An 11,408-nucleotide genomic window follows, 5' to 3' on the forward strand; every position below is an offset into this window, starting at 1 on the left:
GTCAGCGCCAGTTCGTCGGGCGTCCGCCGGCGCGGGGGACGTCGCCCTGCGGCGGGTACCCGTAGTCCTCGTACCGGTGGCCGTACCGCTCCGGCTCGGGGGTCGGCTCCGGCTCCGCCCGGCGTTGCCGCGGGGGGCGCCAGTCGTCGGGAACCGGGACACCACCGACCGGCAGCGCCGGTCGGTCCTCCGGCGCCGACCAGCCGTCCCGTCGCTGCGCGTCGCCCCGGCCGTGGGCGGGACGATCGGCGACCCGGCGCGGCTCGTCCCGCCGTACCGCCGCCCAGCGGTCCGCCATCCGGTACTCGGTGCCGGTCCCGTCGGCGTGCACCTCGGCCCGGCGCTCGCCCACCCGCAGCTCGTGTCCTCGGTCGTCCTCCCGCATCGACGCCCAGCGGTCCCCGGTGCGCAACCGCGACCAGTAGTCACCGCTGTCCGCGTCGTCGTCCGACTCGGGCCCGCCGGAACGGTCGTGCTGTTCCGCGGCCCCGTCCCAGGGCCGATCGTCGGCGTGGTCACCGGTCCAGGACTGATCGTCCGCGCCGTCGGCGTAGGGATGGTCGTGACGCGATCCGCGGTCCTCCCACCGCCCGCCGGACCAGTCGTGCTCCGGCCGGTCCCGGTCGGCGGGGCGGTCGCCGCGCGACCGTACGCCGGCGTCCGCCTGCCCGGCCCAGGCCTGCTCGTCGCGGTGGCCCGCTCCGGCCGGTCCGCCCCACCGGGGCTCGTCGCGGTCACCCGGTCCGGCCCACGGGCGGTCGTCATGCTCGTGGTGACCGGCCCAGGGGCGGTCGCCACGGTCGTCGTGACCGCTCCACGGGCGATCGGCGGGTTGGGGGTGGACGGACCGGGGACGGTCGTCCGGCGCTCCGGCACCGGCCCACGGCCGGTCCTCCGCCGGTGGTGTCCAGCGGCCGGTGTGCCCGCCGTAGCGGTTGCCCTCGCCGCCGTCCACGACGGTGTGCCGGGTGGTCACGTGCACCGTCTCGGTGTGCCGGACCACGCCCAGCGGTCGGGGGGCAGGAGGGCCGTCGTGGGCTGCCGGCCAAGCCCCGTACACCCCGGCCGAGCCGGCTGCCGGTCGGTCGCCGTCGTGCGCGCCGGCACCGGGGCGGCCGGTGCCGTAACCGGCGACCGGGGGCTCGACGCCGTACCCGGCGGCGGAGGGCTCGACGCCGGGACGGTCGGCGCGGCGGGGGGTGGGCTGCCGACGGCGTGGCTCGTCCACCTCGTCCCGGTCGGCGTGCCACGCCTCCTCCCGGTCGGCGAGGCGGGCCCGGCCGGCGGCTCTGTCGTCGGTCGGCTCGACCGGGGCGACGCGGGCCCGGCCGGCGTTCGCGGAGTCGTCCGGTGCGACCGGTCGGGCCGCACCGGAGGAGGCCGGGCGAACGGCAGCCGAGGCGGCCGGCCGGACGGCTGCCGCGGCGGACGCGGCCGGGCGGACGGCAGCCGGCTGAACCGCGGCATCGTCGACCTGCCGCCGGAGCGCGCCCACCGCCTCGTGAACCCGCTGGGCCTGGTCGAGAGCCTGGTTGCCGCGCTGGGCGGCGGCCACGATCTCGCCCCGCAGTTCCCGCCGGAGCTGCTCCAGCTCTTCCCGCAGTTCCTCCGTGCCGGCCTGGCCGCCGTCCGCGCGCAACGCGATCGACAGCCCGATCAGCACCACGGCGAGGATGGCGAGCACCGCGGCGAACCGGAGCGGGCCGTTACCGTCGGCGATCAGCAGTATCAGCGCCGCCACCGGTGCCAGGGCCACGCCGACCCAGAAGAGAGCGCTCAGCAGCGGTGGGTGACGCCTGTCATCGGAGACAACCGGGGCGGGCATGGGTGTGCAGCCTACCGAGAGTTGCCCCGCCTGTGAACGGTCCCGGGGCGCCTCCGGGCCCGTCCGGCCCACGGTCGACCCGCCGGTGACGGAGATCGACCGGGCAACGGAAGCGGCCGGTCACCGGCGGGCCCGAAGGCCCGGTCGTGACCGGCCGCCACCGCCGCTCCACCTGCTCGACGACGGGTCAGCTGCCGGCGAGCGCGGCGTCCGACGAGAAGACGAGCCCGACACTCGCGGCACCGGTCTTGAGCGCGTTCTTGGTCTGCGGGCCACCGGCGTCCAGCGAGCTGAACGAACCGGCCCTGAAGTCGTAGATCTCGATCAGGCCGGCCTGGCACTTGGGCCGCTGCGGGCACTCCGGCGGACCGGCGAGCACGGTCGCCTGCCCGGAGCACTTCGCGGCCAGGTCGGACAGCGTCCGGACGCCGTACTTGTCGGCGAAGGCGCGGGTGACGGCGAAGGCGTTCTGGTCCTGGGCCGCCGACGGGGTGCCGAAGACGAGCCCGGCCTTCTCCCCGGAGGCCTTCAACGCGGTGACCGTCTTGTCCAGCTCCGGCGACGACACGGGCTGGGCGTTCTGCCCGTTGGCCTTGGTGTTGAGGAACTCCGCCATGGTTGCCGCGTACTCCGGCACGACCTGGATCTCGCCCTTCTCCAGGGCCGGCTCGTAGAGCTCCCGGCTGCCGATCTGCTGCACCTTGACCTGGTAGCCGGCCGCGGTCAGCGTGATCTTGTAGAGCTCGGCGAGGGTCTGGCTCTCGCTGAAGTTGCCGGCGCCGACCGTGAGCGCGCCGCCCGGCCCCTTGGCGAGACCGGCGGTCAGGTCGTTCGCCGAGGCGAACTCCTTCGCGGCGGTCTCCGGAGTCTTGCGGTCCACGTCGACGGCCTTGTTGAGCTGGATCAGCTTCGGGGTGTCCAGCGCCGCGGAGACCTTGTCCAATGCGGCGAGGAGTTGCGGGTTGGCCGCGTCGGCGTTGACCGCCGGGATGATGTTGTCGGTGTTCTGGAGCTTCTTGTCGTCGTCCAGGGCGACCAGCTCGTCACCGGCGACCGGGGCACACCCGGCGCCCGAGGCGGCCTGCTCAGGCGCGTCGGTGCCGGAGGAACCGGCGTCACCGCAGCCGGTGAGGATGCCGGCGGCGGTGAGGGCACCCACCGCACCGATCGCCAGACGAGTACGTGCGCGCATGACGCCCGCCTTCCGTGTCCCGGCGCGACCCCTTCCGGGCCGGCCGCGTGTCCGACGGGCGATCCTGCTCCGGACGCCCGCGACTTCCCACCCAACATCCTCCACGAAGGTGAGACAACTTCGGGCGATGTTTGTCACCGGATCGTCACCCCGGTGACCCATCGCCTCCGGTGCGGGGGGTCAGGTGCCGGCGACGGCGTCGGCCGCCCGGCGGTTGGCCCGCCGCCGGGTGGCCCGCAGCGGGCGTGGCGTCACCACGCGCTCGACCTGGGCGAGCAGCAACTCCACCAGGATGGCCAGCCCCGCGACCAGCAGGCCACCGGCCAGGATCTGGCCCTGCCCGGCGGCGATGTCCAGCCCGAACCCGGCCCGGATGATCTGGCCCAGGCCACCGCCGTTGACGAAGGACGCCAGCGCGGCGGTGGCCACCACCTGCACGGCCGCCGTCCGGAACCCGGCCGCCAGGTAGGGCACCGCCAGCGGCAGCTCGACCCGGCGCAGCAGCTGCCAACCGGAGAAACCCATGCCGCGCGCGGCGTCGCGGGCCTCCGGGTCGGCCTGCCGCACCCCGGTGTACGCGTTGGCGAGCAGCGGCGGCACCGCGAACACGGCGAGCGCCACCACCACCGAGGGGCGGCCGAACCCGAGGACGGTCAACGGCAGGATGGTCAGCAGGGCGAGGGTCGGGACGGCCAGGGTGACGTTGGCGATGAGCACCACCAGACCGCCGCCCCGACCGGTGTGGCCCAGCCACAGCCCGATCGGCCAGGCGACCAGGCAGCCGAGCGCCACCGCCGCCGCCGAGATGGACAGGTGCTCCACGATCCGGTCCAGTACGCCGCCCGGGTTGGTCCAGTTCAGCGGATCGTTGAGCCAGACCACCGCCGCCTCGATCGGGCTCACGCCGGCCTCCCGCGCCGTGTCCAGGGGGTCAGCAGACGACCGATTCCGGCCAGGATCAGGTCGAGCACCAGGGCGAGCAGGACGCAGAGCAGCGTCCCGGTCAGGATCTGCTGTTTGTAGAAGTTGTTCTGGAATCCGGCGAAGATGATCTGCCCGAGGCCACCACGGCCGATCACCACGCCGACGGTCACCAGCGCCACCGTGGAGACGGTGGCCAGCCGGAGCCCGGTCAGGATGCCGGGCAGGGCGAGCGGCAACTCGATCCGGAGCAGTCGGCCCCAGCGGCCGTACCCCATCCCCTCGGCCGCCTCGCGCACCTCCTCGGGCACCTGGTTCAGACCGGCGACCGCGTTGCGGACGATCACCAGTAGGGCGTACAGCACCACCACGGTGAGCACTGTCGCCGCACCGATGCCCAGGTAGGGGGCGATGAACGCGAAGAGCGCCAGCGACGGGATCGTGTAGAGCACGCCGGTGAACGCGAGGATCGGGCCGGTGAGCCGGCGGAACCAGTACGCGGCCACGGCGAGCGGCAGGGCGATCAGCGCCGCGATCAGGACCGCCCGGGCGGTGAGCCAGGTGTGCTCCCGCACGGCGGCGAGGATCGTGTCAGAGTTGTCCCGCGCGTACTGCCAGGAGAACCACGGGTTACCCGGGTCGGCCCGGTAGCTCAGGCGGAAGGACATGTGTGGACGTTACCCCGGAGACCACCGACGGCGGCGGGCCGCGTGCGGCGTCGATCTCGCTCGACGGGATCGGCAAGCGCTACCCCGACGGCACGGAGGCGGTCCGTGAGTTGTCCCTGGACATCGCCGCCGGTGAGCTGGTGGTGCTGATCGGCCCCTCGGGCTGCGGCAAGTCGACCGTGCTGCGGATGGTCAACCGGCTGATCGAGCCGACCGCGGGCCGGATCCTGCTCGGCGGGGAGGACGTGACCCGGGTCGACCCGGTGCGGCTGCGCCGGCGCATCGGGTACGTGATCCAGAACGTGGGCCTCTTCCCGCACCAGACGGTCAGCGCCAACGTCGCCACCGTGCCGCAACTGCTCGGCTGGCCCCGGGAGCGCAGCCGGAAGCGGGTCGAGGAGCTGCTGGAGCTGGTCGGTCTGGACCCGGCGCAGTTCGGCCGGCGCTACCCGCACGAGTTGTCCGGCGGGCAGCGCCAGCGCGTCGGGGTGGCCCGTGCGCTGGCCGCCGACCCGGTGGTGCTGCTGATGGACGAGCCGTTCTCGGCGGTAGACCCGATCGTCCGCACCCGTCTCCAGGAGGAGTTCCTCCGGCTACAGGCCGAGGTACGCAAGACGATCGTGCTGGTCACTCACGACCTGGACGAGGCGGTCCGGCTCGGCGACCGGATCGCGGTGCTGTCCCAGGGCGGCAACCTGGAGCAGTACGACACCCCGGCGACCGTGCTCGGCGCCCCGGCCACCCCGTTCGTCCGCGAGTTCGTCGGCGCGGACCGGGGCATCCGCCGGCTGGTGGTCACCCCGCTCACCCGGGAGACGATCGAGCCGCTGCCCGGCGCCGGCGTCGACGGGCTGCCGGCCGTACCGCTCGGCGGGTCGGCGTACGACGCGCTCGGCGTGCTGCTGAGCTCGGCCACCGACCGGGTGGTGGTGACCGAGGCGGACCGACCGGTGGGCGTGCTGAGCCGGACCCGGCTGCTCGACCTGGGCCGGGCCCCCGACTGAACCGGCGGTCGACCCGGCCGCCGGGCCGGCCGTGGGGCCGAGGCTCAGGCCCGGCCGCCGAGACTCGCCGTGCCGATGATCCAGCCGGCGAGAAAGCCGTAGGTGGCGCCGGTTCCGGCCGACTGGAGGGCGAGCAGCATGCTCGGGTCCGCCGCCGCGAACGCCGCGAGCAGCGAGGCGAGACCGCCGGCCAGCGCGTACGCGGCCCAGCCGGTGAAGAACTGACTGGCCGAACCGGGCACCCGGGCCACCTGCGAGGCCGGCAGCAACCAGAGGAAGACCGCCGCGAGGACCACCAGCAGCACCGCCCGGAGGTTCGCGGCGACCGGCTCGGCGGTGTCGAACGACCACGCCGGCCAGGCCAGCAGGCGGAGGAACCACCCGGCGGCCGAGGTGGCGTCGGTGGCCGATCCGGCCCATTCCACGTACGCCGGGCTGCCGCAGACCCCGACCAGGACGAGGGTCGCCAGCGTGCCCGTGCCCGCCGCGGTCCCGTACCGGGGGATCGGCCGGGTCCGGTTGGTGAGCGCCATGATCAGCTCTGTTCCCGGCCGGTCGGGGCGGGCAAACCTGCGCCCACCGGCCGGTGGGCGCACGGCCGGCGGCTCAGCCGTGCTTCATCAGGTAGTCGATGAAGGCCGCCCGCAGCAGCGGCGCGGACTCCTCGTAGCCGTGGCCGGTCAGTTCCCGCCACAGCGCCGCTGCCTCGTCGATGGTCGGACCGACCGAGTTGGGCGCACCGTCCAGGGCGGCGGCCTCGTCGGCGTTCGGCAGGTGCCGCAGCACCGACCAGAAGAAGCCGACGTCACGGCGCTCCCGGGCGACCGCGAAGGCCTGCTCGCGCAGTTCTTCGGTGGAGAGCGCGTCGAGCTCGGCGAACGGACGGCCGGCGGAGGTCGATGGTGTGTCGGTCATGCCGCCGAGCCTAACCGGCGAGATCGTTTCCGGCTCGGCGGACGTGACGCCGGGGACCCGCGCCGGACCGGGAACCGACCCGCGATCAGCGGTCGTCGCCGTCCCGTCGGCGCGGACCGGACTCCCAGCGGGCGACGTCCCACGGGTCGACCGGCTCCTCGGCGGACTGGTCGGGCAGCGCGGGCGGCCAGGCGGCGGGCGTGTCCGGCCGGGACACCGTCCAACCGGTGCTGATGCGGCCGTCGGAGACCGGGTGCGGCTCCCGTGCCCCGCCCGGCCGCCCGTACGCCTCGACCAGCCGGGTGACCCCCAGCCCGAGCCCCAGGGCCACCGCACCGAGCGCCCACCGGTCCACCGTCCAGCCGCGCGCGTCCGTGTACGCGAGGGCGATCGTGACCAGGCTGACCGCGAGCAGCGTGCCGAAGACACCGCCGCGACGGCCGTACGCGCTGGTGCCGGCGAGAAGCGACGTGCCGACCGCGAGCACCGTCCAGTCCAGTCCGGTCTCCGGGGCCACCGGTCCGGCGTCGGCGGAACCGAGCAGCAGTCCGGCGAGCATCGCCAGCACGGTCGAGCCGACCAGTGCGCAGACCGCGACGAGCGCCGCCACGGCACCCCGGCGCCGCGCCGGGTCGGCGACCGGGCGGAACCGGCCGAGCAGCCGGCGGACGGCCCGCACCGCCCCGAACACACCACCGAGCACGGCCACCGCCGCGAACCCGGCGAACAGCGGCAGCGCGTCGCGTTCCGGGTCGTACGTCCCCTGGGGCACCACGGCGGTGGCCCGCTGCTCGATCCAGACGATCACCCCGGCGGCGACCGCCAGGCCGGCGGCCCAGGCGGGAACGTGCAGCACCACCACGGCGAGGGCCAACGCCAGGCCGACGATCGCGGCGAGGGCCGCGGTCGGTCCGATCGCGGCGGCGACACCCCGGTCGCTCTGCTCGGCCATGTGCAGCGCGGCGGCGACCGCGACCGGGCCGATCGCCAGGTTCACCGTCGCGGCCCGCAGGCTCAGGCCGGCGGCCAGGGTGAGCAGCCCGAGCACCACCACGTCGCCCAGCAGGTCGCGCAGGCCGTCGCCGCGCAGCGTGTCCGGCGCCTCCTGCCAGAGCAGCCAGGTCGCGACGGCCAAGGCGACGAGCAGCAGGATCTCCCAGACCACGTGGACCGCGAGCCGGTCCCGGCCGGGCTCACCGTGGGCCGGGTCGTCGAAGACGTTCTCCAGGACGGTCGCGGGTATCCCCGACGAGGACTCGCCGGGGGCTGCCCGCCCCGGTTCGTCGTGTCCCATGCGGCCCCTCCCCAGGTGGCCGCCCATGCCGGCACTGCGCTGCGCCGCGTGCCGTCACGAGGCACCACGACGCCGAACCGGTGATGCGCTCGCTGAAGCTCGCTCATCCGGTCCCGACGCGGCGGGCGGACCGGGGGCGGCCGTTGCTCTCCGGTCGCCAGGCACCGTACCCGCGCCCGTAGCCCCGACGTAACCCCCTGCTCAACGCGGGCCGGGCCGAGTCTCCCGCTCGTCGCCCTCACGTTCGTCCTCGGGACGCTCCGGCACCCGGCAGGAGCGTTCCAGCCACAGGCCCGCGCCGACCAGGGCCAGGGCGGCGATCAGGCCGGCCAGGGCGATCGGGCGGTCGCCGGCGGCGGCGTCGGTGGGCTCCAGGAACAGCCACCCGGCGAGACCACCGTAGAAGCCGGCGAAGATCGCGCCGGCCAGCGAGGATGCCTTGGCGAGCACCACGAACCGGGCGACGAGGAGCGGGTCCACCGGCTCGCGGCCGGGCTTGCGCTCGATCCGCGCCCGGGTGTTGATCGCCGCGTACGCCTCCAGCACGGCCAGCGCCGCCAGGATCACCACCGGCAGCCAGGGCAGCGCGGGCAGGTAGTCGTAGTAGAGGGCGCTGATCAGCAGCCAGGCCACCGCGGCGGCGGCGAGGCCGGCCACCACCAGGGTGGACACCCGGGTGGGGCCCATCCGGCCGGGCCCGGGCGGCGGGGACTGCGCCTGCGTCATGCCGGCCGGCTCCACTGGGTCATGCCGTCGACTCTAGCGTCAGATCCGGGCGGGGGCGCACGTCCAGGGCGTCCTCGGCGGCCGGTCCGGTGGTGAGCAGGTCGGTGAGCCAACCGTGCCCGGGCAACCGGCCGTAGGGCTGGATGTCGATCCACGGCCGCAGCACGAACGCCCGCAGGTGCGCCCGGGGATGCGGCAGGGTCAGTTCCGCGGCGTCGCTGAGCACCGGCTCGTCGTCCGCGCCCCACACCACGATGACGTCGACGTCGAGGGTGCGGGGGCCGAAGCGCCGCGCGGGGTCGCGCTCACGACCCGCCGCGCGCTCCGCGCTCCGGGCCCGCTCCAGCCAGTCGTACGGCCCGGCGTCCGGATCCTCCGCCAGCAGCACGGCGTTGAGGTACGCGGGCTGCCCGGCGTCCCCCCACGGTGGAGTCTCGTACACCCCGGAGACCACCCGGACGGCGTCGCCGAGCGTCGCCACCGCGGAGCGCAGGTGACCCAGCCGGTCGCCGAGGTTGCTGCCCAGCGCGAGGACGGCCCGGCTCACCGGTCACGCGTCCGGGTCAGGGTGACGGCCACGTCGGTGAAGGCGTGCGGGACGGGGGCCTCCGGTTTGTGCACGGTCACCGTCGCGGCGCGGACCCGCTGGTCGGCGAGGCAGACGGTGAGCAGCCGGTCGGCCAGCGTCTCGATCAGGTTGACCGGTTCCCCGGTGACGACCGCGACCAGACGCTCGGCCAGTTCGCCGTAGTGCACGGTGTCGGCCACGTCGTCCGAGCGGGCGGCCGGGCGCAGGTCCAGTTCCAGGACGGCGTCGACGACGAAGTCCTGGCCCCGCTCGCGTTCGAAGTCGTACACCCCGTGCCGGCCGTGCGCCCGTAGGCCGGTCAGTTCGATCCGGTCGTTCACCGTTCTCCTCCGGGCGCGGCGGTCGGGGTCGGCACCGGCCGCCCGGCGGACGCCAGGCGGGGGCGACCGGTGGCCTGCCACACCGCCAGCGCGTCCACCGTGGCTCGCACGTCGTGCACGCGTACCCCCCAGGCACCCGCCGCCACCGCGAGCAGGCTGGTGGCGACGGTCGCCGCCTCGCGTCCCCCGGTCGGCCGGGGGGTGCCGTCCGGGCCGGCCAGGAGCCGACCCAGGTAGGACTTCCGGCTCGCCGCGAACAGCAGCGGGAAGCCGAGGTCGAGCAGCTCCGGCAGGCGGGCGCTGAGCTCCCAGTTGTGCTCCGCGGTCTTGGCGAAGCCCAGGCCCGGGTCGACGACGATGCGGTCGGCGGGCACGCCGGCGCGCAGCGCCTCGTCGGCCCGCGCGGCCAGTTCTCCACGCACGTCGGCCACGACATCGCCGTACCGGGCCAGCTCCCCCATCCGGCGGGAGTGGCCGCGCCAGTGCATGAGCACCCACGGGCAGCCGGCGTCCCGGACCACCCGGGCCATGTCCGGGTCGGCGAGCCCACCGGAGACGTCGTTGACCACGACCGCCCCGGCGGTGAGCGCCGCCGCGGCGACCGAGGCCCGGCTGGTGTCGATGCTGACCGGCACCCCGGCCGCGGCCAGCGCCCGGACCACCGGCAGAACCCGGGCGGCCTCGGTGTCCGCGTCCACCCGGTCGGCACCGGGCCGGGTCGACTCGCCGCCGACGTCGACCAGGTGGGCGCCCTCGGCCCGCAGCCGCACGCCGTGTCCGACGGCGGCGTCCAGGTCCGCGTACCGTCCGCCGTCGGAGAAGGAATCCGGCGTGACGTTGAGGACGCCCATCACCACCGGGGCCGCGGCCCGTACCAGATCGGTCACGACTAGACCGTACCGGTCGCCTCCGGCGGCCCCGAACGGCCCGGCCGAGGGTGCTGACATGCCAATTGGAACAGGTGTACGATCGGTCGTCCGGGTCGAACCGGGCAGACTCTTCGCGGCTTGTCGCAAACAGTGGGTGCCCGTACGCTTTGGAATTGCCCGGCATCGAGATGGCGAAGCCTGGAGGGAGGGCCGAAGCGGGAAAATCCGCCCAAAGCTCGCCACTGACCGTGGCGGGTGACGAACGCAGCGTCGCCAACGCTGCGCAGAGTGAGCACCATTCCCGCCAGGCATGCCTAATGCACCACGCGGCTGCGCCGGCCGCGACTTGGGGAGGTTCCAGTGATCGCCATCGAGCTGATGGAGACGGCGTCGTCCGGCGTCGCCCATGCGCTCTCCACCCTGGCGTCGGCGCCACTCGCCGAGCCGGCGCCGAAGGGCATCGACACCGAGGGCGTCGTCACCTTCTTCGCCAGCAAGATCGCGCCGATCCTGCTGGCCGTGCTGGGCGTGATCTTCATCGGTCGGGCCAGCCGGGGTGAGATCTCCAAGGTCCTGACCAGTTCCGCGATCGCCATCGTCGGGCTGGCCTTCATCGCCGGGGCCGCCACACTGTTCTTCATCGGCGACTACCTGATCGACCTGATCTTCGAATAGGCGCGGGCACGAGATGCGGCTGCGCACCGACGACGACATCTACCGGGCCCGCCTGGTCTACCTCGGGCCGCCCGGCTACACCCTTCCGGTCCACCTGCCGTACGCCCAGTACGGGCTGTTCATGCTGCTCGTCCCCCTCTACATGTTCATCCACTGGCTGTTCACGTTCCAGGTCGAGCTTTTCCCCGCCTGGGAGATCGCGCTCGCCATCGTGAGCACCTCTTTCATCTTCCGGTACGTCGATCCGGACCGGCCGGCGCGGATGGTGATCCGCACCGCGCTGACCGACTGGCGGCGCACCCGGGAGCCGGCCACCGAGCTACGGGATCCCCGTCTGGTCGGCAGCCGGATCAGGATCCGGGAGGAACTGGCATGACCAGGCAGTGGAACGACGCGGGTGAGGCGGTCGC

Annotated in this window: 14 protein-coding genes; 3 read left to right on the forward strand and 11 right to left on the reverse strand. The window is 74.4% G+C overall.

Annotation, left to right across the window (positions count from 1 at the left end; all coding sequences use genetic code 11):
* Position 1 precedes the first annotated feature (1 nt).
* The 4 genes from D7223_RS21985 to D7223_RS22000 form a co-directional block, all read right to left on the reverse strand.
* On the reverse strand, positions 2 to 1,825 hold the full coding sequence (locus D7223_RS21985; protein ID WP_186832321.1) for a hypothetical protein: 1,824 nt from the start codon (positions 1,823 to 1,825) through the stop codon (positions 2 to 4).
* A 187-nt stretch (positions 1,826 to 2,012) separates the two neighbouring features.
* Entirely contained in the window at positions 2,013 to 3,017 is a 1,005-nt protein-coding gene (locus D7223_RS21990; RefSeq protein WP_120730311.1) for a glycine betaine ABC transporter substrate-binding protein, read from the reverse strand.
* 180 nt (positions 3,018 to 3,197) lie between these two features.
* The gene (locus tag D7223_RS21995; RefSeq protein ID WP_120730312.1) at positions 3,198 to 3,920 is read right to left on the reverse strand and encodes an ABC transporter permease; all 723 of its coding nucleotides are present in this window, start codon (positions 3,918 to 3,920) and stop codon (positions 3,198 to 3,200) included.
* Positions 3,917 to 4,606, reverse strand: coding sequence for an ABC transporter permease (locus D7223_RS22000; protein ID WP_120730313.1), 690 nt, complete (start codon positions 4,604 to 4,606; stop codon positions 3,917 to 3,919). Before D7223_RS22000 ends, D7223_RS21995 begins: the two co-directional genes overlap by 4 nt.
* A 2-nt stretch (positions 4,607 to 4,608) precedes the next feature.
* Between D7223_RS22000 and D7223_RS22005 the strand changes: the two genes are divergently transcribed.
* The gene (locus D7223_RS22005; protein ID WP_120730314.1) at positions 4,609 to 5,610 is read left to right on the forward strand and encodes an ABC transporter ATP-binding protein; all 1,002 of its coding nucleotides are present in this window, start codon (positions 4,609 to 4,611) and stop codon (positions 5,608 to 5,610) included.
* Between the two features lie 44 nt (positions 5,611 to 5,654).
* Here D7223_RS22005 and D7223_RS22010 read toward each other — a convergent pair whose 3' ends face one another.
* The 7 genes from D7223_RS22010 to folP all read right to left on the reverse strand — a co-directional run bounded on the left by D7223_RS22010 (position 5,655) and on the right by folP (position 10,341).
* Positions 5,655 to 6,143, reverse strand: coding sequence for a hypothetical protein (locus D7223_RS22010; protein WP_120730315.1), 489 nt, complete (start codon positions 6,141 to 6,143; stop codon positions 5,655 to 5,657).
* Positions 6,144 to 6,216: 73 nt separating this feature from the next.
* On the reverse strand, positions 6,217 to 6,525 hold the full coding sequence (locus D7223_RS22015; protein ID WP_120730316.1) for a hypothetical protein: 309 nt from the start codon (positions 6,523 to 6,525) through the stop codon (positions 6,217 to 6,219).
* An 85-nt stretch (positions 6,526 to 6,610) separates the two neighbouring features.
* Positions 6,611 to 7,819 carry an ABC transporter permease gene (locus D7223_RS22020; RefSeq protein WP_120730317.1) on the reverse strand — a complete coding sequence of 403 codons (1,209 nt, stop codon included), beginning with the start codon at positions 7,817 to 7,819 and terminating at the stop codon, positions 6,611 to 6,613.
* Positions 7,820 to 8,020: 201 nt separating this feature from the next.
* A complete protein-coding gene (locus D7223_RS22025; RefSeq protein ID WP_120730426.1) occupies positions 8,021 to 8,545 on the reverse strand; it encodes a DUF3180 domain-containing protein in 525 nt (174 codons plus the stop codon).
* A gap of 19 nt (positions 8,546 to 8,564) precedes the next feature.
* A complete protein-coding gene (folK, locus tag D7223_RS22030; RefSeq protein ID WP_120730318.1) occupies positions 8,565 to 9,092 on the reverse strand; it encodes a 2-amino-4-hydroxy-6-hydroxymethyldihydropteridine diphosphokinase in 528 nt (175 codons plus the stop codon).
* Positions 9,089 to 9,454 carry a dihydroneopterin aldolase gene (gene folB / locus D7223_RS22035; RefSeq protein ID WP_120730319.1) on the reverse strand — a complete coding sequence of 122 codons (366 nt, stop codon included), beginning with the start codon at positions 9,452 to 9,454 and terminating at the stop codon, positions 9,089 to 9,091. Before folB ends, folK begins: the two co-directional genes overlap by 4 nt.
* On the reverse strand, positions 9,451 to 10,341 hold the full coding sequence (gene folP / locus D7223_RS22040; protein WP_186832320.1) for a dihydropteroate synthase: 891 nt from the start codon (positions 10,339 to 10,341) through the stop codon (positions 9,451 to 9,453). The genes folB and folP overlap by 4 nt, the downstream gene beginning before the upstream one ends.
* Before the next feature lie 342 nt (positions 10,342 to 10,683).
* On the opposite strand from folP, the gene D7223_RS22045 reads away from it, so the two are divergent.
* Positions 10,684 to 10,998, forward strand: coding sequence for a hypothetical protein (locus D7223_RS22045; protein ID WP_120730321.1), 315 nt, complete (start codon positions 10,684 to 10,686; stop codon positions 10,996 to 10,998).
* Between the two features lie 13 nt (positions 10,999 to 11,011).
* A complete protein-coding gene (locus D7223_RS22050) occupies positions 11,012 to 11,374 on the forward strand; it encodes a hypothetical protein (protein WP_120730322.1) in 363 nt (120 codons plus the stop codon).
* Positions 11,375 to 11,408: the final 34 nt, after the last annotated feature.

Origin of the sequence: Micromonospora endolithica, from assembly GCF_003626595.1 — a bacterium.
Taxonomy (GTDB): domain Bacteria; phylum Actinomycetota; class Actinomycetes; order Mycobacteriales; family Micromonosporaceae; genus Micromonospora; species Micromonospora endolithica.